The organism is Pseudomonas sp. BJa5 (assembly GCF_030272875.2).
GTDB lineage: Bacteria > Pseudomonadota > Gammaproteobacteria > Pseudomonadales > Pseudomonadaceae > Aquipseudomonas.
This window is the reverse complement of the sequence record NZ_JALRNG020000032.1, coordinates 28,197-50,524: the sequence shown is the minus strand read 5'-3', so window position 1 is coordinate 50,524 and position 22,328 is coordinate 28,197. Positions and strand designations below refer to the sequence as shown.

The 22,328-nt window shown below is 64.4% G+C and carries 18 protein-coding genes; 4 read left to right on the top strand and 14 right to left on the bottom strand.

What is annotated here, in order from left to right:
* Positions 1–7: 7 nt before the first annotated feature.
* The 9 genes from M2D63_RS18230 to M2D63_RS18190 form a co-directional block, all read right to left on the bottom strand.
* Positions 8–1,528 (bottom strand): aldehyde dehydrogenase family protein, encoded by a 1,521-nt coding sequence (locus M2D63_RS18230; RefSeq protein WP_285864382.1) that lies wholly within the window; start codon positions 1,526–1,528, stop codon positions 8–10.
* 160 nt (positions 1,529–1,688) lie between these two features.
* Complete coding sequence (locus M2D63_RS18225; protein WP_285864380.1) at positions 1,689–2,462, bottom strand: enoyl-CoA hydratase; 774 nt, start codon at positions 2,460–2,462, stop codon at positions 1,689–1,691.
* Positions 2,463–2,476: 14 nt separating this feature from the next.
* A complete protein-coding gene (locus M2D63_RS18220) occupies positions 2,477–3,604 on the bottom strand; it encodes an acyl-CoA dehydrogenase (protein ID WP_285864379.1) in 1,128 nt (375 codons plus the stop codon).
* Between the two features lie 8 nt (positions 3,605–3,612).
* Positions 3,613–4,806 carry an acetyl-CoA C-acyltransferase gene (locus tag M2D63_RS18215; RefSeq protein ID WP_285864377.1) on the bottom strand — a complete coding sequence of 398 codons (1,194 nt, stop codon included), beginning with the start codon at positions 4,804–4,806 and terminating at the stop codon, positions 3,613–3,615.
* Between the two features lie 19 nt (positions 4,807–4,825).
* The gene (locus tag M2D63_RS18210) at positions 4,826–5,593 is read right to left on the bottom strand and encodes an SDR family NAD(P)-dependent oxidoreductase (protein WP_285864376.1); all 768 of its coding nucleotides are present in this window, start codon (positions 5,591–5,593) and stop codon (positions 4,826–4,828) included.
* Between the two features lie 12 nt (positions 5,594–5,605).
* Positions 5,606–7,258 (bottom strand): AMP-binding protein, encoded by a 1,653-nt coding sequence (locus tag M2D63_RS18205; protein ID WP_285864375.1) that lies wholly within the window; start codon positions 7,256–7,258, stop codon positions 5,606–5,608.
* Positions 7,259–7,385: 127 nt separating this feature from the next.
* Positions 7,386–11,855, bottom strand: a complete 4,470-nt coding sequence (locus M2D63_RS18200) for an NEL-type E3 ubiquitin ligase domain-containing protein (protein WP_285864374.1) — start codon at positions 11,853–11,855, stop codon at positions 7,386–7,388.
* An 80-nt stretch (positions 11,856–11,935) separates the two neighbouring features.
* Positions 11,936–12,958, bottom strand: a complete 1,023-nt coding sequence (locus M2D63_RS18195; protein ID WP_285864373.1) for an AraC family transcriptional regulator — start codon at positions 12,956–12,958, stop codon at positions 11,936–11,938.
* Between the two features lie 73 nt (positions 12,959–13,031).
* Positions 13,032–13,895, bottom strand: a complete 864-nt coding sequence (locus tag M2D63_RS18190; protein WP_285864372.1) for a LysR substrate-binding domain-containing protein — start codon at positions 13,893–13,895, stop codon at positions 13,032–13,034.
* Between the two features lie 117 nt (positions 13,896–14,012).
* Here M2D63_RS18190 and M2D63_RS18185 point away from each other — a divergent pair, with 117 nt between their 5' ends.
* Positions 14,013–15,119 carry a 2-aminoethylphosphonate--pyruvate transaminase gene (locus M2D63_RS18185; protein ID WP_285864370.1) on the top strand — a complete coding sequence of 369 codons (1,107 nt, stop codon included), beginning with the start codon at positions 14,013–14,015 and terminating at the stop codon, positions 15,117–15,119.
* A gap of 50 nt (positions 15,120–15,169) precedes the next feature.
* Positions 15,170–15,997 carry a phosphonoacetaldehyde hydrolase gene (phnX, locus tag M2D63_RS18180; RefSeq protein WP_285864369.1) on the top strand — a complete coding sequence of 276 codons (828 nt, stop codon included), beginning with the start codon at positions 15,170–15,172 and terminating at the stop codon, positions 15,995–15,997.
* A gap of 70 nt (positions 15,998–16,067) precedes the next feature.
* On the opposite strand, the gene M2D63_RS18175 is transcribed toward phnX, so the two are convergent.
* Positions 16,068–16,622, bottom strand: a complete 555-nt coding sequence (locus tag M2D63_RS18175; RefSeq protein WP_285864367.1) for an NADPH-dependent FMN reductase — start codon at positions 16,620–16,622, stop codon at positions 16,068–16,070.
* Positions 16,623–16,767: 145 nt separating this feature from the next.
* On the opposite strand from M2D63_RS18175, the gene M2D63_RS18170 reads away from it, so the two are divergent.
* Entirely contained in the window at positions 16,768–16,986 is a 219-nt protein-coding gene (locus M2D63_RS18170) for a hypothetical protein (RefSeq protein ID WP_285864365.1), read from the top strand.
* Positions 16,987–16,992: 6 nt separating this feature from the next.
* On the opposite strand, the gene M2D63_RS18165 is transcribed toward M2D63_RS18170, so the two are convergent.
* From M2D63_RS18165 to M2D63_RS18150, 4 genes are all read right to left on the bottom strand, one after another.
* Complete coding sequence (locus M2D63_RS18165) at positions 16,993–19,248, bottom strand: arginine/lysine/ornithine decarboxylase (protein ID WP_285864364.1); 2,256 nt, start codon at positions 19,246–19,248, stop codon at positions 16,993–16,995.
* A gap of 78 nt (positions 19,249–19,326) precedes the next feature.
* The gene (gene dnaQ, locus M2D63_RS18160; protein ID WP_405310534.1) at positions 19,327–20,124 is read right to left on the bottom strand and encodes a DNA polymerase III subunit epsilon; all 798 of its coding nucleotides are present in this window, start codon (positions 20,122–20,124) and stop codon (positions 19,327–19,329) included.
* 31 nt (positions 20,125–20,155) lie between these two features.
* The gene (rnhA, locus tag M2D63_RS18155) at positions 20,156–20,599 is read right to left on the bottom strand and encodes a ribonuclease HI (RefSeq protein ID WP_285864360.1); all 444 of its coding nucleotides are present in this window, start codon (positions 20,597–20,599) and stop codon (positions 20,156–20,158) included.
* Positions 20,600–20,647: 48 nt separating this feature from the next.
* Entirely contained in the window at positions 20,648–21,406 is a 759-nt protein-coding gene (locus M2D63_RS18150) for a methyltransferase domain-containing protein (protein WP_285864358.1), read from the bottom strand.
* Between the two features lie 79 nt (positions 21,407–21,485).
* On the opposite strand from M2D63_RS18150, the gene gloB reads away from it, so the two are divergent.
* A complete protein-coding gene (gene gloB, locus M2D63_RS18145) occupies positions 21,486–22,265 on the top strand; it encodes a hydroxyacylglutathione hydrolase (protein ID WP_285864356.1) in 780 nt (259 codons plus the stop codon).
* The last annotated feature ends 63 nt before the right edge of the window (positions 22,266–22,328 follow it).

Sequence of the window (22,328 nt, the reverse complement as noted above, 5' to 3'; positions counted from 1 at the left end):
TCCGGCCTTAGAAGAAACCCAGCGGATTGACGTCGTAGCTGACCAGCAGGTTCTTGGTCTGCTGGTAGTGGTCGAGCATCATCTTGTGGGTTTCGCGGCCAACGCCGGATTTCTTGTAGCCGCCGAACGCAGCGTGGGCCGGGTACAGGTGGTAGCAGTTGGTCCATACGCGACCGGCCTTGATGCCGCGGCCCATGCGATAGGCGCGGTTGATGTCGCGGGTCCAGACCCCGGCACCGAGGCCGAATTCGGTGTCGTTGGCGATGGCCAGGGCCTCGGCTTCGTCCTTGAAGGTCGTCACGCCGACCACCGGGCCGAAGATCTCTTCCTGGAACACGCGCATCTGGTTGTTACCCTTGAGCAGGGTCGGCTGGATGTAATAGCCGCCCTCCAGGTCGCCGCCCAGGCGTTCGCAGTCGCCCCCGGCCAGCAACTGGGCGCCCTCTTCCCGGGCAATCTCCAGGTAGGAGAGGATTTTGTAGAACTGCTGCTCCGAGGCCTGGGCGCCGACCATGGTGTCGGTGTCCAGCGGGTTGCCGCGCTTGATCTGGCTGATTTTCTTCAGCACCTGCTCCATGAAGGGTTCGTAGATCGACTCCTGGACCAGCGCCCGTGACGGACAGGTGCACACCTCGCCCTGGTTGAAGAACGCCAGCACCAGGCCCTCGGCGGCTTTCTCGATGAACGCGGGCTCGGCCTGCATGATGTCTTCGAAGAAGATGTTCGGCGATTTGCCGCCCAGCTCCACGGTCGACGGAATGATGTTCTCGGCGGCGCACTTCATGATGTGCGAACCCACCGGGGTGGAGCCGGTGAAGGCGATCTTGGCGATCCGCGTGCTGGTGGCCAGGGCCTCGCCCGCCTCGCGGCCGAAGCCGTGCACGATGTTCAGCACGCCAGGCGGCAGCAGGTCGCCGATCAGCTCGGCCAGCACCGTGATCGACAAGGGTGTCTGCTCGGCCGGCTTGAGCACCACGCAATTGCCGGCGGCCAGCGCCGGGGCGAGCTTCCAGGCCGCCATCAGCAAGGGGAAGTTCCACGGGATGATCTGCCCGACCACGCCCAGCGGTTCATGGAAGTGATAGGCCGCGGTGTGCACATCGATCTCGGCGGCACTGCCTTCCTGGGCGCGGATGCAGCCGGCGAAATAACGGAAATGATCGGCCGCCAGTGGCACGTCGGCATTGAGGGTTTCGCGGATGGCCTTGCCGTTGTCCCAGGTTTCGGTGATGGCCAGCTGTTCGAGGTGCTGCTCGATACGGTCGGCAATCTTCAGCAGGATCAGCGAGCGCGCCTGTACCGAGGTGCTGCCCCAGGCATCGGCCGCGGCATGGGCGGCATCCAGCGCCAGCTCGATGTCTGCGGCATCGGAGCGGGGGAACTCGGCAATTGGTTGGCCGTTGACCGGCGAGCTGTTGGAAAAGTACTGGCCCTTGAGCGGCGCCAGGAACCGGCCGCCGATATAGTTGCCGTAAACCGGCTTGAAGTTGACCAGGGCACCTGGCGTGCCGGGCTGAGCGTAGATCATGAGGACCTCGTGTGCGCTACGGGCCTGTCGGCATGACAGGCGCTTGGCTCGATGGTAGTGAGCCGCACAGGAGGGGCGAATCGGCCCTTGGCAGGGCCTGTCTCGTCAATTGGTCGTAAAGTGAACCATCCGGGCGCTGGCAGCCAGCGCCCGGCGGCCCTCAACGGTCCTTGAACTGCGCTTCGCGCTTGGCGATGAAGGCGGCCATGCCTTCTTTCTGGTCTTCGGTGGCGAAGGCGGCATGGAACACCCGGCGCTCGAAGCGCACGCCTTCGGCCAGGTTGACCTCGAAGGCACGGTTGACGCACTCCTTGGTCATCATGGTGATCGGGATGGATTTGCTGGCGATGGTCGCAGCGACTTTCAGCGCCTCTTCCAGCAGTTCGGCCTGAGGGATTACGCGCGCCACCAGACCGGCGCGCTCGGCTTCCTCGGCGCCCATCAGGCGGCCGCTCAAGCACAGCTCCATGGCCTTGGCCTTGCCCACCGCGCGGGTCAGGCGCTGGGTGCCGCCCATGCCCGGCAGCACGCCGAGGTTGATTTCCGGCTGGCCGAACTTGGCGTTGTCGGCGGCGAGGATGAAGTCGCACATCATTGCCAGTTCACAACCGCCGCCCAGGGCGAAACCGGAGACCGCAGCAATGATCGGCTTGCGACGGTTGGCGACGCGATCGGAATCGCTGAACAGGTCATCGACATAGATCTGCGGGTATTGCAGCTCGGCCATTTCCTTGATGTCGGCACCGGCGGCAAAAGCCTTGGCCGAGCCTGTCAGCACCACGCAACCGATGTTCGGATCGGCTTCGAGCTGGTCCAGCGCCTGGTTGATCTCGCCGACGATCTGGGCGTTCAGCGCATTGAGCGCCTGGGGCCGGTTGAGGGTGATCAGGCCGACCTTGCCGTGGATGTCCAACAGAATGGTTTCGAAACTCATGCAAGCTGCTCCCTTCAAAGATTGCGCGCAATGACCATGCGCTGAATGTCACTGGTGCCTTCGTAGATCTGGCAAACCCGCACGTCACGATAAATCCGCTCCAGCGGGAAGTCGCTCAGATAGCCATAACCGCCGAGGGTCTGCAAGGCATCCGAGCAGACCTTTTCGGCCATTTCCGAGGCGAACAGCTTGGCCATCGAGGCTTCGACCAGCGCCGGACGCCCGGCATCACGCAGCGCAGCGGCATGCAGCACCATCTGCCGGGCCACCGCGATGCGGGTGGCCATGTCGGCCAGGCGGAAGGCCACGGCCTGGTGCTCGATCAAGGGTTTGCCGAAACTCATGCGCTCGCGGGCATAGTCGCGGGCCACTTCGAAGGCGGCACGGGCCATGCCCACCGACTGCGAAGCGATGCCGATACGACCACCTTCGAGGTTGGCCAGGGCGATCTTGTAGCCTTCGCCCTCCTCGCCCAGGCGGTTGGCCACCGGGATGCGCACGTCTTCGAAGACGATCTGGCAGGTGTCCGAGGCGTGCTGGCCGAGCTTGTCTTCGACCCTGGCCACCTGGTAGCCCGGCGTATCGGTGGGCACGATGAAGGCGCTGATGCCGCGTTTTCCGGCCTCAGGGTCGGTGACGGCGAAGACGATCACCACCCCGGCATTCTGCCCCGAGGTGATGAACTGCTTGCTGCCGTTGAGCACGTAGTGGTCGCCGTCGCGGCGGGCACGGGTCTTCAGGCTGCTGGCGTCGGAGCCGGCCTGGGGCTCGGTGAGGGCGAAGGCACCGAGCATCTGGCCGCTGGCCAGCGGCGTGAGGAACTGCTGCTTCTGGGCATCGTTGCCGAACTTGAGGATCGGCACGCAACCTACCGAGTTGTGCACGCTCATGATGGTCGAGCAGGCACCGTCGCCGGCGGCGATTTCTTCCAGGGCCATGGCATAGGCCACGTAGCCGGTATCGCTACCGCCCCACTGCTCCGGCACCAGCATGCCGAACAGGCCCAGGCCGGCCATCTCCTCGATCGCTTCCTTGGGGAAGCGGTGCTCGCGGTCCCACTGCTCGGCGAAGGGGCGCAGGCGCTCCTGGGCGAACTGGCGTACCGCGTCGCTGATTTGCTGTTGTTCGTCATTGACTAGCATGGGACACCTCAGTACAGACACTCGACGGCCATGGCCGTGGCTTCACCGCCGCCGATGCAGATCGCTGCAACACCGCGACGCAGGCCTTTCTGGCGCAGGGCTGCCAGCAGGGTGACCAGGATCCGCGCGCCCGAGGCGCCGATCGGATGGCCCAGGGCGCAGGCACCGCCGTGGACGTTGACCTTGTCGTGGGGCAGGTCCAGGTGCTTCATCGCCGCCAGGGTGACCACGGCAAAGGCTTCGTTGATTTCGAACAGGTCGACCTCGGCCAGGTTCCAGCCGGTGCGCTTGATCAGCTTGTCGATCGCGCCGATCGGGGCGGTCGGGAACAGCGCCGGGGTGTCGGCAAAGGCGGCGTGGCCATGGATCACGGCCAGGGGCTTGAGGCCCTGTTTTTCTGCCTGGGAGCGGCGCATCAGCACCAGCGCCGCGGCGCCGTCGGAGATGGAGCTGGAGTTGGCCGCCGTGACGGTGCCGCCATCGCGGAACGCCGGCTTGAGTTGCGGGATCTTGTCCAGGCGCGCCTTGGGCGGCTGCTCGTCGTCGCTGATCAGGCGCTGTTGCTTGCCCTCGGTGACCTCCACCGGAACGATCTCGCTGGCAAAGCTGCCGTCCTTGATCGCCTGCTGCGCACGGGTCAGCGAGGCAATGGCGAAATCGTCCTGCTGCTGGCGGCTGAAGCCGTTGTGCTCGGCGCAGTCCTCGGCAAAGGTGCCCATCAGGCGGCCCTTGTCATAGGCGTCTTCCAGGCCGTCGAAGAACATGTGGTCGATGATCTTGCCGTGGCCCATGCGGTAGCCGCTGCGGGCCTTGTCCAGCAGGTACGGGGCGTTGGACATGCTTTCCATGCCGCCGGCCACCACCACGTCGGCGGTGCCCGCCAGCAGCAGGTCGTGGGCCATGATGGCCGCCTGCATGCCCGAGCCGCACATCTTGTTCAGGGTGGTGCAGGTGGTCGACTTGTTCAGGCCGGCGCCCAGGGCCGCCTGGCGCGCAGGCGCCTGGCCCAGGCCTGCGGGCAGCACGCAGCCGAACAGCACCTGCTCGACGCTGTCGGCGGCAACGCCGGCACGCTCCACGGCGGCGCGAATGGCAGCAGCACCGAGCTGCGGCGCGGTCAGGCTTTTCAGGTCGCCCTGCAGGCCACCCATGGGGGTGCGCACGGCGCTGACGATTACGATCGGGTCATTGGCGAGGGTCATGATCTGTTTACTCCTGCACTTACTTGGCGGCCATGCGCAAGGCGCCGTCGAGACGGATCACCTCGCCATTGAGCATGCTGTTTTCGATGATGTGGCGCGCCAGGGCGGCGTATTCCTGCGGGCGGCCCAGGCGTGGCGGGAACGGCACACCGGCGGCCAGGGAATCGCGCACTTCCTGGGTCATGCCGGCCATCATCGGGGTTTCGAAAATACCGGGGGCGATGGTCATCACCCGGATGCCGAAGCGCGCCAGCTCGCGGGCGGCCGGCAGGGTCAGGCTGGCGATGGCGCCCTTGGAGGCGGCATAGGCGGCCTGGCCGATCTGGCCGTCGTAGGCGGCGATCGAAGCGGTGTTGATGATGACGCCGCGCTCACCGTCGCTGCCCGCCTCACCTTCGGCCATGGCCGCAGCGGCCAGGCGCAGCAGGTTGAAGCTGCCGATCAGGTTGACGTTGATCACCCGGCTGAAGCTGTCCAGGCCGTGCGGGCCGTTCTTGCCCAGGACTTTCTCGGCACCGACGATGCCGGCGCAGTTGACCAGGCCATGCAGGCTACCGAAGGCGGCGACAGCAGCATCGACCGCCGCCTTGGCCGCCGCTTCCTGGCTGATGTCGGCAACCGCGAAGCGTGCCTTGCTCCCCAGTTCCTGGGCCTTGGCCGCGACGGCCTCGGCGTTGAGGTCGACCAGCATCACCTGGGCGCCGGCCTCGATGAGCATCTGCGCAGTGGCGGCGCCCAGGCCCGAGGCTGCGCCGCTGACGATGAAGTTCTTGTTGGCGATTTGCATGGTGGTCTTCCTTCAGGCGCTGGCGGTCGGGGCCAGCGCGGCTTGTTGTTTGGCGATTTCCTGGTTGCGCAGGATGAAGCGCTGCAGCTTGCCGCTCGGGGTCTTGGGCAGCTCGCTGACGAATTCGATTTCCCGTGGGTAGGCATGGGCGTACAGGCGCTGGCGTACATGCTGCTTCAGGGCTTCGGCCAGCTCGTCGCTGGCGGCCTGCCCCTTGGCCAGCACGACAAAGGCCTTGATCAGCTCGGTACGCTCCGGATCCGGCCTGCCGATCACCGCAGCCTCGATCACCGCCGGGTGTTCGATCAGCGCGCTCTCCACGTCGAACGGGCCGACCCGGTAACCGGAAGTGGTGATGACATCGTCGCTGCGGCCGACGAAGCTGATGCTGCCGTCCGGGTTGAGTTCGACGGTGTCGCCACTCAAGTAGTACTTGCCGACGAAGGCTTTGGTCGGCAGGCCCTTGTAGCCGCCGAACCAGCACAGCGGCGACTGCTCGCGGTCCACGGCCAGAATGCCCGGGTGCCCCGCCGCCAGTTCGTTGTGCTGTTCGTCGAGCACGACGATGCGGTGCCCGGGGATGGCATAGCCGGCCGAGCCCAGGTGCACCGGGTGCTTGAGGCCATGATGGTTGCACAGCACCATGCCCAGTTCGGTCTGCCCGTAATGGTCGTGGATGGTCACGCCCAGTTCATCGGCGAACCAGCGGATCACTTCCGGATTGAGCGGCTCACCGGCGCTGCTGACCACCCGCAGGCGGCCCTTGATCGGTGCGGAAAACTCATTGCCGGCGGCGATCAGCAGGCGGTAGGCGGTGGGCGATCCGGCCAGGTTGGTGATGCCGTACTTGTCGATGATCCGGCAGGTGCTTTCGACACTGAACGGACCATCGAAGAAGGTGGTGGCGTGCCCCAGCGCCAGCGGCCCGGTGACGGCGTAGTAGAGGCCATAGGCCCAGCCCGGGTCAGCCAGGTTCCAGAAGTTGTCTTGCGGACGCAGGTCGATGGCGTCGCGCATGTAGCCCTGGAAGGCGACGATTGCCCGCAGGGGGACTTCAAGGGGTTTGGCCGGGCCGGTGGTACCGGAGGTGAACATCAGCAGGAACGGTGCGTTACCGTCCAGCAACACCGGCTCGCAGTCGGCTGGCGCGGCCTCCAGCGCCTGCTGGAAGTCCACATCGGTGCTCGCAGGGTCGGCGCCGACACAGAGGATTACCGGGCAGTCAGGTACTTCGTCGAGCTTGGCGCGGTTGCCACGCTCGGTCACCACCACCCGCGCGCCGGACTCTGCCAGGCGGTGCTCGATGGCCTTGGGGCCAAAGGCGGTGAACAGCGGCTGGTAGACCGCCCCCAGGCGCCAGGTGGCAAGAATGGTCACCAGCAACTGCGGGATGCGTGGCAGCAAGCCGGCGACCCGGTCGCCCTGCCCCACGCCCTGGCTCTTGAGTACGTTGGCCAGGCGGGAGGCCTGGGCTTGCAGCTGTTCGAAACTGTAGCGGGCACTGCGGCCATCGCGGTCTTCCCAGACCAGCGCGGTGCGGTCGCCGCCGACATGCCGGTCGCAGCATTCGACACAGGCATTGAGCGCCTCGAGGTTGCCCTGCAGGGCTGCGGCGGCAGCACGCGGATAGTCGAACCCGCTCGCTGCCACGGAGTAATCGCGCATTATCAGACTCCTGGTTTCTTGTTGTCGGAACAGAACCATCAATCTGTTGATAGTCGCGCCGCAGCCCCCGCGCGACAATGGCCAAAGCTGTCAAACTGGATGACTGGTTTGGCCCTGCCGCCGGTGCTTACGCCCTTCCTGAGGGTTCAGCCTCAAGCGCCGCCCGGGTCAAACGCAGGTACTCGGCAGCGATGGCGGCTTCGCGCTCGCTGGCAAGCCGGTTGGCCTGGCCGAGATAGCTGGCGCTGTCCTGCTCCTGCTGCGCGTCGCTCAAGGCGTCCAGACGGTCCCAGAAAGGTTGCTCGACACGTTCGAAGCCTTCGCCGTGGACAGTGCGCAGGTAGTGCTGCCAGAAGTCACGCTGGCTGATGTACTGCACCAGGGCATCGCTCGCCTCGGCGTTGCGCACCTGGGCAAGCGCGACGGCGAGTTGTTGGTAGGTGACCCCGGCGTATTGACGATACAGCATGGTGCGGGGTTGGCCGGGCAAGTCCAGCTCGGCAGCAAGACCGGTACGGTAGGCAAGGCTTACCTCCACCTCGTCCACCTCCTGGTGCAAGGCCAGGCGCGCGTCAATATCCGCACGGGCCAGGCGCCCGACCTGGTCCAGGCGAAACAGGCGCCGGGCAATCCTCAGGCGCACTTGCCTGCCTTGCTCGGGCAAGACGTCATGCAGGGCCTGCGCCACGTAGACCTTGACCTCCAGCTCACTGAAGCAGGAGATGATACTGTCGCCACAGGTGCGTGGGCTCGCCGCCAGGGAGAACAGCTCGTTACGCAATTTTTCATCGTCCCGGGCCAGCTCGAACATTTCCCACACACGTCTGCTCAGGTCATCCCGTGCATGGTGGTAATCACTGGTGCCGGTCAACTCGCCAATCAGTTGGAAAAAGCTGCCGCTGTCAGGCTCGGCCTGTAATTGGTCCCAAAGCAGCGCGCGCTGCGAGCGGTCCTCGACGTCCACCTCGGCCAACCACAACGCCTTGGCATTGAGTACCTGAAGATTGGCCTGGGGAACAGGCTCGACATGAGCCTCCCCCAGCGCCCGCCATACGTGGTCAGGCAGCGGGTTGCCCTCCAGGTGTATGCGTTGGCGAAAACCTATGGGGCGGTCTATCAGCACCTGGGGCAAGGTGCTGATCAGGTTGTCGCGCAGGTCCACCTCTCTGAGGAAAGGCAGCTGCATCAACCCGTGCGGCAATCGCTGCAATCGGGTGCTGCGCAAGCGAAGCGTGTGCAAGCGGCGAAGCAGCCCTACCTCCAGGCGGTTGCTGGCGAGGTTGTTGAAGCTCAGGTCCAGCACTCGCAATTGCGTCAGGCAGGAGAGGTACGCCACACCCACCTCGTTCAGTTCGATGTGGTTATGGCCCAGTCGCAGCTCTCGCAAGGACGTCATATTCGCAAGGGCCGCTGGCACTCGATCCAGCTCATTGCCCTGCAGGATCAAGCCGTGCAGATGCTTGAAACGCTGGATGAAGTCCTGCGGCAGGGCGCGCAAGCCCATGCCGGAAAGATTGAGCTCGTCCACATGGGAAAAGTCTACCCGTTCAGGCAGCTCGGGCAGTTCGTGGACGAGCATGCCCGCCAGGTCCAGGCGCATTCCGCTCGGGCGCCCCTGGTTATCCCTGATGATGTCTCCCTGGCGCCGCCAGCAGCGACGCAACGCGTCGGCAACGGTTGCACGCGAATCAGGGTTGTCGGTGCTTGCGCCCTGGGCTACCCATTGGCTCAGGTGCTGGTCCAATGCACGGTAGTTGCCCTCCTGCCATAGCAAACGATCAAATGCCGTACCGGGTTCGCGGTGCAAATCAGCCAGATAAGCATCCACTTGCTGCGGGTCAAATCCGGGAAACAGACTGCGCACCCGATCGCGAATGGTCATCTGCGCCAACGCGGCGGTACCGCGGCCGCTAAGCCTGTAACCGACGCGACCATCCGCCAGGCGCTGGCCCGGCTCGAACCAGGGCCTGAACTCACGCATGCCCAGGATCCGGGCCAGACTGGACCGGGTGGCGGGCAGCCAGTGTTGCAGGTCCTGGCGCAATTGCCCGGCACCGCCGCCACCTTCCCACCCCAGACGCTGGCGATGGAAGGTCGGCAGGAGCGCCAGCATGGTCTCGAACACATCCGCGGGATCGGCGATGTCCGCTTCCAGTTCGAAACCCTGGTGGTCCTGGACTTCGAAGCGTCCCGCACGGTGCCTCAATACCCTGAGCGTGGTCGGATCATGCTCAGGGAACATGCGCAAAAAGCTAGGCCCGTGAGCAGCATCCGAATAGAGTTTCAGGTTGACCGATTCGGGCCACCTGGCTTTCTTGCGCAGCAGTTCAAACACCAGCTCAACGGTGTCCAGGTTGAAGCTGTTGCGCACGTACAGCCCCTCCAGCGCACGGTTCAAGCGTGCGGCCTGCAACAAGGGGCGAGCCCGTTCCAGCATACCCAGCGGCAAGCGGTTTTCCGCCGCTATCCGCAGACGCTGTCCGGCGCTGGCCTGTTCGAGCAGGTGCAAACCATAGGCATCGGGAAGGCCTGGAAAAGCACGCTTGACCACGGGCAATAGCGCATCGTCGCGAAGGTACTGGCGCGAAAAGTGCTCCAGCAACTCATTACGTAACCAGGGTGCCTGCTCCAGTACTTTGTCACGCGACCAGGCGCTGCTCTGTCCCTGGGCCCCGACTTTGCCCAGGCAGAAAGTCAGGAATTCGCTGTTGGCGCCCTGCGCATCGCCATCGGCAAGCGCCTGGAAGAAGGTGTCGATCCGCTCATCCACGGCAAAGCGTTCGAGGGTGTCGCGCAGACTGACCGGCAAGCGACGGTTTTCCACCAACAGGCCGCGCAACAATTCTTCATCGACATCCGCCACCCGAAGCACCTGGGTAATCCGCTCTACTCCCAGTGCTGCGGCATGCGGCCACAGATAGCCGAGCATCATGCTGCTGCCCTGCCACTCCAATGGCCGCTGGTAAAACAACCGCCAACCTCGCTCGCCGTTGTGCTGCAGGGCAGGCAGGAAGACAGCGCTGTGTTCTGGGTGGACCAGCCGCCATTGGCCATGCGCCTGTGCCTGACGGACCTCATAGCAGGCATCCCCGTCCTGCCACCAGTGGCGTCCGTCTGCACCGTACAAGCCGTTGGCCTGCAGGCGCGCTTCCTCTGGCAGGCTGGTCAGGCGGTACGCGTGCAGATCGTTGTGCCACAGACGCCGGGTTTGTGCGTCAAGCTCGACCGGTTGTAATGCTTCGACGAAGCTGCTGCGCTGGAATCCGCGCGCCACCAGGGCGGCCCCGGCAACCTGCACGGCCGTAACAGCCAGGTTTTCGGCAACACCCAACAGGTGCTCCAGTGCCTCGGTCTGATGCCCGCGCGCCCAACCTGCCACACCCTCGTACACTTCACCCAGGGTCTGACCGACCATTCTTGCCAGGAGCACGGCATTGAGCGCCGGAACGAATAACCCGATCAGGTTGAGCAGGTTCAAACCGGCTGCCTCAAAAGAGCGGATACGTGCGACAAATTGCTTGTGATCGAATGTATCCGTCGGCACCGCCAGGCTCCTGGCGTTGTCTTTCACTTGCTGTACCTGCTGCTGCGCCAGACCGGTGAACAGTTCGCCGGTATAGGCTGCACCTTCGATCTGCAGGTCCGGCACATCGTCGGCCAGGCGCTTCGTGAGGGTCGACAGGAACGCGGGGCGTTGATCCAGGGTAACCGAGCGACTGAAGTGCAGCTGCTCGCTGGTGCGCCGCAACTGACCTGTCAATGCGGGGGTGATGGCATCCCAGCTGTCGAAGCGGCGCATGACCTGCCCAGGGTCCTGCGGCAGGTACAGGATCACTGAACGGGGCGCCCGGGCATCGGGCGTGTCACGCAATTCAAAGACCAGCGCGCCTTCGATCCGGCACTCCAGTACCTGCAACAACTGCACACGCACCTTGCGCCCGACCGACTCGCCATCGACACGGTCGACCACCTGTAGCACCTGTTGCAACTCTTCGTCGCTGATCTGCCCCTTGAGCGCTGCCAGGCAAGCCGCCAATCCCAGACCGTGGCGCTTGTCCTGTGCCAGTACGTCGCGGCCAGCGCTATCGAACACCTGGTCGAGATGCGCCTGGTAGCGCTGACCGACATCCACCGCGCGACACAGGTCGGCAATGGCCCGCACTTCGTCCGAGAGCATCCGCTGCGTTCCATCGACTGCAATCAACCCAGTGCCCAGGTAGAAGCCTGGAGATGACGGGAAATTCTGCAACAATCGCAGCAGTGCGGGTTGATCGTTGAGGATTATCCGGTCTTCGGGCAACTGCATGGGCTGCACGATAAAGTCACGCAGTACTTCGCGCCATTGCGCCTGGCGCAAGTCGACCGCCAGCCCCAGTTGCGTCTCTAGCGCAGGCTCAAGCAAGCGCCGGGCAAAGCTGTCGAGCGGGGACACTTGGCGCATGAGGTTGCGCAGCCGTTCCTGGGTCCGCGAATGGGCAGCAAAGCGGTCGCGCAAGGCATTGATCCGGGTGGCCGAGGCATTTTTCAGCCAGGCTGGCATGATCTCGCCGAGAAAGGCGTCAGTGGGGTTTGATAGCGCAGGAGTTATCGAAGACATGAACGACTACCGTATTGTGGGTGAATGGCCCTCAACACTGGTCAGTGGATCAACTTTGCGGCAGGTGGAAATACCTCTTCTCAGTCCTCGGCCTCGCGCTGGACGATCAAGGTACGATAGTGCCCTGGATTGCAGCCAAACCATTTACGAAACGCCTTGTAGAACGAACTGCTATCGGCAAAGCCCAGGCGTTCGGCAATGTCGGCGAAGCTCAAGTCGACATCGGCCAGCCAGGTAATCGCCAACTCGCGCCGCACGCTGTCCTTGAGTCCCTGGTAAGTCTGGCCTTCCTCGGCCAGGCGCCGGCGCAGGGTCGAGGCCGAGAGGCACAGATGGCGGGCCAGGCTGTCGGTTTCCGGCCACAGGTCAGGCGTCATCTGCCGCAGATCCTGGCGAATGCGCCGGGCGAGGCTGGCCGGGTCACGGTACTTGACCAGGATGTTGCCCGGCGCCTCGGCCAGGAAGCGTTGCAGTTCTTCCGGGCTGCGCTTGAGCGGCACGTCGAGATGATCGGCGGCGATGATCATCCGCGTGCGCGGCCGGTTGAATTGCAGGTTTTCCGAAAACATCACCCGGTAGTCGTCGCAGAACGGCGGCTCGGCGCAGCGCAACTCGATGGCCAGGATCGGAATGCGCCGGCCCGCCAGCCAGCAGGCTACGCCATGGACAATCATCCAGAACGTGAAGTAGGTGAACGCCCGCCGTGGCTGCTCGCGCGGCTCGCCGATGACGATCTCGGCCAGGCTCTGCTGGCGGACCAACGCGGGCTGCAGGTCCTCGAACATCAGTCCGAGAAAGGTCAGGGCCGAATCCAGCCCCGCGCCCAGGGTCGGCTGGGCCATGGCCGACTGGCACAGGAAGGCCAGGCTGCCACTGCGCATCCCCCGCGGATCCATGCCGAAAAATTCGTCATTGCAGCGCCGCGCCAGCAGGCGCCAGAGCCGGGCGTAGGCGCTCGCCGGCACGCGCGCATCGGGCTGTTCCAACTGGCTGGCATCGATGCCGGCACGGCCGAGCAACGCGGCAACCGGTTGCGCCGCCGGGCAGCTTTGCAGCAGTGCTTCGCGCACCAGTTGCATCGAGATGCTGTCTTTCTCGCTCATCGCCCGTCCAGCGCCTGTGGTCTGTGCTCAGCCGGCCATCTTAGGGCCTTGGCCGGAAAACGCCAGCCCGTCGTCATACGCTGGACGCCAGGCTGAGGAACGCCTGGATCAGCCGCAGTTCGCGGCGTCGCTCCAGGCAACCGAGCATGTGCCGGTTGATCAGCCCGGCACCGGTGATGGGCCTGGCCACCACCCGGGGGTCATGGGCCACTTCCACCGACGAAACGATGCCGATGCCAAGTTCGGCGGCCACCGCTTCGGTGACCGCCTCGCGGCTGTCCAGTTCGAGCAGTACCCGTGGCTGTACCCGAGCCTGCCCGCAGGCCTGGTCGAAGGTGCGCCGGGTAATGGAACTGGGTTCGCGCAAGACCATGATCTGCCCGCCCAGCTGCTCGATCGCCAGCTCCCCCGGCTCACTGGCCCAAGGGTGCCCCGAGGGTAGCAAGGCACAGATCCGCGAGTCCCCGAGGCTTTGCAGGTACAGGCCCTTGCGTGGCTCGACCTCGGTCAGCACGGCCACGTCGGCATGCTCCGAGAGCAGCGCCGCCAGGGTCTCCTGGGCATTGCCCAGGCGCAGGTTGACGGTGATTCCGGGATAGCGCGCGCGCAACTGGGCCAGCATCGGCATCACCCGGTGCGGGCCATCGGCGGCCACCTCCAGGCGCCCGGTCAGCAGCTGGCGGTTGGCTTCGAGCATAGCCTGGGCCTCTTCGGCCAGACCGAACATGGCACGGGTGATCGCCGCCAGGCGCGTGCCCTCTTCGGTCAGCTCGACCCGCCGCGCGGTACGGCGCAACAGGGTGATCTGGTAGTGCTCCTCCAGCGCCTTGATATGCCCGGTCACCGCCGGCTGGCTGATGAACAGGCGACTGGCGGCACGGGTGAAGCTGCCTTCACGGGCCACGGCATCGAACGCACGCAACTGGAACAGGTTCATATCTATCGGCCTGACTTATGGCTGGCATAACAACAAACAATTTGATTGATGGCGCGCGGAATTGCAACTTAGGCCCCGTAGATTCAGCCCACCGCACCGCTTGTGAGGATTACCGGAATGAGTAACGCCCCTATCCTGCTGACCCCCGGCCCCCTGACCACGTCGGCCCGCACCCGCCAAGCGATGCTGGTGGACTGGGGCTCCTGGGACCGCGACTTCAACCAGCTGACCGCCAGCCTGTGCGAGCAACTGCTGGCCATCGTCAACGGTGCCGAGAGCCACCACTGCGTCCCCCTGCAAGGCAGCGGCACCTTCGCCGTGGAAGCGGCCATCGGCACCCTGGTACCTCGCGACGGCAAGGTCCTGGTACTGATCAACGGCGCCTACGGCCAGCGCCTGGCGAAGATCTGCAAAGTACTGGGCCGCACCTACAGCACCTTCGAAACCGCTGAAGACGAGCCGACCACCGCCGCCGACGTCGACCGCCTGCTGGCCGCCGACAGCAGCATTACCCACGTGGCGCTGATCCACTGCGAAACCAGCACCGGCATCCTCAACCCGCTGCCAGAAATCGCCCAGGTCATCGCCCGTCACGGCAAGCGCCTGATCATCGATGCCATGAGCTCCTTCGGCGCGCTGCCGATCGATGCCCGCGAAGTGCCGTTCGACGCCCTGATCGCCGCCTCCGGCAAATGCCTGGAAGGTGTGCCCGGCATGGGCTTCGTCTTTGCCAACAAGGCCTCGCTGGCCGCCGCCGAAGGCAACTCGCCGTCCCTGGCCATGGACCTGCAGGACCAGCACGCCTACATGGCCAAGACCGGCCAATGGCGCTTCACCCCGCCGACCCATGTGGTGGCGGCGCTGCACGAGGCCCTGCTGCAGTACAACGAGGAAGGCGGCCTGCCGGCGCGTCACCAGCGCTACGCCAGCAACTGCAAGGCCCTGCTCGACGGCATGGCGGCCATCGGCCTGCGCAGCTTCCTGCCCGCCGAGATCCAGGCACCGATCATTGTCACCTTCCACGCGCCGAAAGATCCGCGCTACCAGTTCAAGGACTTCTACGAGCGGGTCAAGGCCAAGGGCTTCATCCTCTACCCGGGCAAGTTGACCCAGGTCGAAACCTTCCGCGTCGGCTGCATCGGCTGCGTTGGCCCGGACGGTATGCAAGCCGCCGTCAACGCCGTGGCCGAGGTGCTGCGGGAAATGGAAGTGCTGGACATCTGAACCCGACCTTTACCTGATCAGCGACCCAATCCGCTCAAGGACACCTGCACATGAACTACAGCAACCCGACTCAACTGCAAGCCGCGATCCTCGACTGGGCCGGTACCGTCGTCGACTTCGGCTCCTTCGCCCCGACCCAGATCTTCGTCGAAGCCTTCGCCGAGTTCGACGTCGAGGTCTCCATCGAAGAAGCCCGCGGCCCGATGGGCATGGGCAAGTGGGACCACATCCGCACCCTGTGCGACCAGCCGCAGATCGCCGAGCGTTATCGCAAGGTGTTCGGGCGTAACCCGACCGACGATGATGTCACCGCCATCTACGAGCGCTTCATGCCGCTGCAGATCGAAAAGATCGCCGTGCACTCGGCACTGATCCCCGGCGCCCTGGATACCCTGACCGGCTTGCGCCAGGACGGCCTGAAGATCGGCTCCTGCTCCGGCTACCCGAAAGTGGTGATGGACAAGGTGGTGGAACTGGCGGCGCAGAACGGCTATGTCGCCGACCACGTGGTGGCCACCGATGAGACCCCCAACGGTCGCCCGTGGCCGGCCCAGGCCCTGGCCAACGTGATTGCCCTGGGCATCGACGATGTGGCCGCCTGCGTCAAGGTCGACGACACTGTGCCGGGCATCCTCGAAGGTCGTCGTGCCGGCATGTGGACGGTGGCGCTGGTCTGTTCGGGCAACGCCCTGGGCCTGACCTACGAAGGCTACCGCGCCCTGGCCTCGGACAAACTGGACAGCGAACGCAAGCGCATCCACGCCCTGTTCGAAGGCTCGCGCCCGCACTACCTGATCGACACCATCAACGAACTGCCGGAAGTGATCGCCGACATCAACCGGCGCCTGGCCCGGGGTGAGATGCCTCAGGCGGTGTAAGGCCTGGTATCGCTATCGCGGGGCAAGCCCGCTCCTACAGTCGGTGGGAGCGGGCTTGCCCCGCGATCGTTCACCCTTGGTGCCGCTCGACCCACACCGCATACTTGTCGATGAAGGTCTGCAGGAACGGCCGGGTTTTCTCCGACACCCTGCCCGCCTCGTCGAACAGGCTCGCCGCCCCACCGATATACGCCTCCGGCTGCTGCATGCACGGCACATCGAGAAACACCAGCGACTGGCGCAGGTGATGGTTGGCGCCAAAGCCGCCCACCGCTCCTGGCGAAACGCTGATCACCGCACCCGGCTTGCCGCTCCAGGAGCTTTGGCCATAGGGCCTTGAACCCACATCGATAGCGTTTTTCAGCACGCCCGGTACCGAACGGTTGTATTCCGGGGTCACGAACAACACGGCATCACTGTTGCGCAGTTGCTCGCGAAACGCCTTGTAGGCTGCCGGCGGATCGACATCGATGTCTTCGTTGTACAGCGGCAGATCGCCAATCTCGATGATCTTCAGTTTGAGGCTGGAGGGCGCGAGTTCCGCCAGCACGTGGGCGACTTTGCGGTTGAAGGATTCCTTGCGCAAGCTGCCGACGATGACGGCTACCGAATAGACCTGACTCATGGCATTTTCCTGACATGTGGTTCAAAGGAACTGTAGGTATAGATGATCCCTTCCAGCCTCGAAGTTTTTTTCCGTGCGGACAAAACTTCCCCGGCAAATCGGTGGTCTATGCCTGACAGATTTCTTCGCAGAGGTTGCACGGTAAATGACAGCAGTACTGGTCGGACAGTTTCATGCACGGGACGCAGAGGGCCGCATCTACCCCGTTCATGAGTTCCAGGAGGCCACCCTCAACGCCGACGGCAGTGCTGCATCCCCGCCGATCACCACCTACAAGCTGCCCATCGGCGACCGGGTCAAGCACCTGGAAGGTGACCGTTTCGAACTCGCCCGCAACGGCGTCGAGCTCATCCGTATTCCCTGAACAGCGTTACAGCTTGATGCAATCGACGGTATAGACCCGCCCCTGCGTCCGGGTTTCGTGCTGCAGGCCATGGACGTCGGCGACGAATCCGGGAAAGCCGCTGTCGAAGGCAGCGGCAAAGGCCAGGTAATCGATGATCGAGCGGGTCGCCTCGGTGAACCGCTCGCCCGGCATGATCAACGGAATGCCCGGTGGATAAGGCACCAGCATCACCGCGGCGATGCGCCCGAGCAGTTGATCGATCGGCACCGCCTCCACCTCGCCGCGCACCAGTTGGTCATAGGCATCGGCCGGTTTCATCACCACCTCCGGCAGACGCGTGAACAGGCGCTTGAGCTGCTTGGCTGTGGCATTGCTGCGGTAGCAGGCATGCAACTGGTCGCACAGGTCGCGTAATCCCACCCCCTGGTAGCGCACAGGATCCAGGCGAGCCACACAGGGCAGGCACGCCATCAGGTCGATGTTGGCGTCATAGCTGCGCTTGAACTCCAGCAGCTCGGTGAGCAAGGTACTCCACTTGCCCTTGGTGATCCCCATGGAGAACAGTACCAGGAAGGTATAGAGGCCGGTCTTTTCCACCACCAGCCCGCGCTCCCAGAGAAACTTGCTGACCACCGCCGCCGGAATACCGTGCTCGCTCAGGGCGCCGCCGGCATTGAGCCCCGGCATCACCAGGGTGACCTTGATCGGGTCGAGCAGCACATAGTCATCGGCAACGTCGCCAAAACCATGCCACTCGGCCTGGGGTTGCAGCAGCCAGTCCCCGGTGCTCACTTGCTGGGCACCTTCGACCCCTGGCGGTTGCCAGATGCTGAACCACCAGTCATCGGCAGCGATATGCCGGCGCAGGTTGGCCATGGCCCGGCGAAAGCCCAGGGCCTCATCGAACATCTCCTGCAACAAGGAACGCCCGGCCGGGCCTTCCATCATCGCCGAGGCCACGTCCAGCGAGGCGAGGATGCTGTACTGCGGCGAGGTGGAAATGTGCATCATGAAGGCTTCGTTGAAACGGTCTCGGTCCAGTTGCCGGGCACCACCGTCCTGCACATGGATCATCGAAGCCTGACTGAAGGCCGCCAGCAGCTTGTGGGTCGAATGGGTGCTGAATACCAGCGGACTGTCGGCACTGCGCGAGGTGCCCATGGCGAATCGACCGGCAAAGAATTCATGGAACGCCGCATAGGCATACCAGGCCTCGTCGAAATGCAGCACCTCGACGCTGCTGCCCAGTTCCTTCTTGATCAGCTCGGCGTTGTAGCACAGGCCGTCATAGGTGGAGTTGGTGACCACGGCCAGCTTCACCCGGGCCGTGCGCCCCCGGGTCAGCGGGTTGGCCTGGATCTTGGCCTGTATCGATGCCGGGCTGAACTCGCTGAGCGGAATCGGCCCGATGATACCCAGCTCATTGCGCTCGGGGCACAGGTACAAGGGAATGGCGCCGGTCATGATGATCGCGTGTACCACCGACTTGTGGCAGTTGCGATCGACCAGTACCAGGTCGTCGCGCCCCACCATCGAATGCCAGACGATCTTGTTGGCGGTGGACGTGCCGTTGATGACGAAGAAGGTGTGATCGGCACCGAAGTTCTTCGCCGCCCGCGCTTCGGCGGCGGCCAGGGGGCCGGTGTGATCGAGCAGCGAGCCCAGTTCCGGCACCGACACCGAGAGGTCCGAGCGCAGGGTGTTCTCGCCGAAGAACTGATGGAACGCCAGCCCTACCGGACTCTTGCGATAGGCCACGCCACCGCCGTGCCCCGGCGTGTGCCAGGAGTAGTTGGACTGCGCGGTGTGCTGCACCAGGGCTTTGAAAAACGGCGGCAGCAGGCCGTCCAGGTAATTGTGCGCAGCCCGCGCTACCTGGCGGGCCAGGAACGGCACGGTGTCTTCGAACAGGTAGAGGATGCCGCGCAGCTGGTTCAGCTCGCTCATGACATCGCCGGGGGCATTCTCCAGGGTCACCTGCTCGCCCAGGGCGAAGATCGGCAGGTGTGGCGCACGCAAGCGGGCCAGGCGGATCAGCTCGACCATGTTCTGCAGCAGGTGGGTGTTCTCGCCGGCGCCTTCGGCGGCGATCAGCATGCAGGCCAGGCCGTGATGGGTCGAGGCGACCAGGTGGCCTTCGGTGTAATCGCTGGCCGGCAGGATGGTGAAGCCGTCCTGGGCCAGTTCCTGGGCGATGCCGCGCACGCGTTCGCCAGCGACAGTATCGGCCTTGATGTCTCGATGAACGATCAGGACAGGGAACTTGAGGTCCTTGTACATGAGGGGGCGCCTGCTCCGAATGACGGGTCGGTCATTTCAGGGTAGAAGCCTGCTTGCCCCCTTGCGCGGCAAATCGCCTCAGTTGGCCTCGGACAATTGTTGCCAGAGCGCCGGGCCACCGGCTGACTTGGCAATGGCTTCCAGGCGCGCCACATGGGCTTCGAGTTCCTGCTCGCTGGCCTGGATGATCCGCCCGGGCGTACGGCCGACCAGGCGACGGATCTCGCTGCCACGGCTGCCCTCGCTGCTCTCTTCGCCATCGGCACCCTGCCCGGCCAGCGACAGGCTGGTCTGGCCACCGGTCATGCTCAGGTAGACGTCGGCCAGCAGCTCCGAGTCGAGCAGTGCGCCGTGCAGGTCACGGCCGGAGTTGTCGACGCCGTAGCGTTTGCACAGGGCGTCGAGGCTGTTGCGCTGGCCCGGGTGACGGCCGCGCGCCATTACCAGGGTGTCGAGGATGGTGCAGTGCCGGGAGATATCGGCGCGATCGTGCTGACCGAGCAAGGCGAATTCGTTGTTGATGAAGCCAACGTCGAACGCCGCGTTGTGGATGATCAGTTGGGCGCCCTGGATGAACTCGAAGAACTCTTCGGCGACCTCGGCGAAGCGCGGCTTGTCGACCAGGAAGGCATCGGTGATGCCGTGGACGCCGATGGCGCCTTCATCACTTTCGCGATCGGGTTGCAGGTAGACGTGGAAGTGCCGCCCGGTCAGGCGCCGGCCCATCAGTTCGACACAGCCGATCTCGATGATGCGGTGACCGTCGGTGACCGGCATACCGGTGGTTTCGGTGTCCAGGACTACCGACCTGTTGTTGTGAAGCTCCACGCCGGTGGCCTCCTGTTGCGTACTGCATGACGGGTGAAAGCCGACCATTCTACCTCAGGGTGAAGGGTCGGGGTGAGCCTCAGCGTCCGAGCAGTTCGTCGACGCCGCGGTTGGCCAGCTGGTCGGCGCGCTCGTTGCCATCGTGGCCGACATGCCCGCGCACCCACTTCCAGGTCACCTTGTGGCGGCCCACCTGCTCATCGAGCAACTGCCACAGGTCGGCATTCTTCACCGGCTCCTTGGCGGCGGTCTTCCAGCCGCGCTTCTTCCAGTTGACCATCCACTCGGTGATGCCTTTCATCACGTACTGGGAGTCGGTCACCAGCAGCACCTCGCACTCGCGCTTGAGCGCTTCCAGGCCCTTGATCGCGGCCATCAGCTCCATGCGGTTGTTGGTGGTGTTGCGTTCGCCGCCCCACAACTCCTTCTCGACGCCCTTGCACACCATCAGCACGCCCCAGCCACCCGGGCCGGGATTGCCCTTGCAGGCACCATCGGTGAAGATTTCGACGCTATCGCTCATTTACAGCCTTTTCGACAATAGGGATACCCGCGCCCAAGGGGCCCGGACTCAGGGTTCGGAATGACGCCGGTTGACCTTGGCCATCGGCAGCGGCAGCAGCTTGCCCATCGGCTCGCGCCGCTCCAGGCGCAGTGGCCGCAGGCCGACCACCATCTTGCGCGCCACCAGCAGGTAGACGCCACCACCGGCACTTTGCCAGCCACCGGCGATCCGCTCCCAGCCAGCCAGGCGCTGTTGCCAGGCGGGGGATGCAAGCGGCGGACGATAGCACCCGAAGCGGCGTTTCTCCAGCGCAAAACCCAGCAGGTTGAGCCAGTCGCCGACCCGTGAAGGGGAAATGCAGCGCGCCTTGCGCAAGGCATCGTGGGCAAACACCCGACGCACGCCCCAGCTGCTCCAGGGGTTGATGCCGACGATCAGCAAATGCCCGCCCGGACGCACGCTGCTGGCCGCCTCGCGCAACAGGCCATGGGGCGACAGGCTGAAGTCCAGGCCATGCTGCAGCACCACCACGTCGGCGGCGTGCTCGCTCAATGGCCAGGCCTGCTCTTCGCAGACGATGTCGACCCCCGGCAACGGCGCCCCCAGGCGCACGTTGCGCTGCACCCGCGGGGCGCTGGGCGGTGGTTCGGCGCAGGGCCCGTAGTGCACCAGGTAGCCGCCGAAGTAGCGCCCCAGTTCTTCTTCGAGCAGCCGTTGCTCCTCGTGCAGCATCAATTGCCCCAGGGGACCGGCGAACCAGTCGCGGGCCAGGCTGATCAGCTCCAGCCACTGCGGATCGGCCTGGGCGAAGGCTTGATCGGTCATTGCAGTCTCCCTTGAAGGTTCTCGACAGCGCGCATAGCTACTAAGATGCACCCATGTCCAACGTTTGGCGAATCGCACCATGATACAGATCGATGCCCTGCCCGCTTTCACCGATAACTACATCTGGTTGTTACAGGATTCTGCCAACCAGCGTTGTGCGGTGGTCGACCCGGGCGATGCGGCGCCGGTACTGGCCTGGCTTGCCGCGCATCCGGGCTGGCAACTGAGCGACATCCTGGTCACCCATCACCATCACGACCATGTCGGCGGCGTCGAACAGCTCAAGGCGCGCACCGGTGCTCGGGTCTGCGGCCCGGCGCACGAGCGTATTCCCGGCCGCGACCTGGCGCTGGACGACAACGACAGCGTGCGCGTTCTGGGCCTGGATTTCCAGATCATTGCAGTGCCCGGACACACCCTGGGACACATTGCCTATTACTGCGCGCAGGCGGCCACGCCCCTGCTGTTCTGTGGCGATACCCTGTTCGCGGCAGGCTGCGGCCGACTGTTCGAAGGCACGCCCGAGCAGATGCACCATTCCCTCGGGCGCCTGGCCGCCCTGCCCGCCCAGACCCTGGTGTACTGCACCCACGAATACACCCTGAGCAACCTGCGTTTTGCCAGGGCGGTGGAACCTGACAACCAACACATTGTCCAACGCTTCGACGACGTTACCCGTTTACGGGCGCAAGATCACATCACGTTGCCATCAACCTTGGCGCTCGAGAAGCTCACCAACCCCTTCCTGCGCACCGCAGAAACATCCGTTAAAGAAAAATTAGACGAACGGAACGGGCCGATAAACCCCACGCCCAGTGCTGTTTTTGCTGGGTTGCGCGCTTGGAAGGACAAGTTCTAAACAGCGCCTGCTAGGGCCGTAAAGTTCTCAAAGGTTGACCACAGGGGGGCTGCTTTCTAGAAT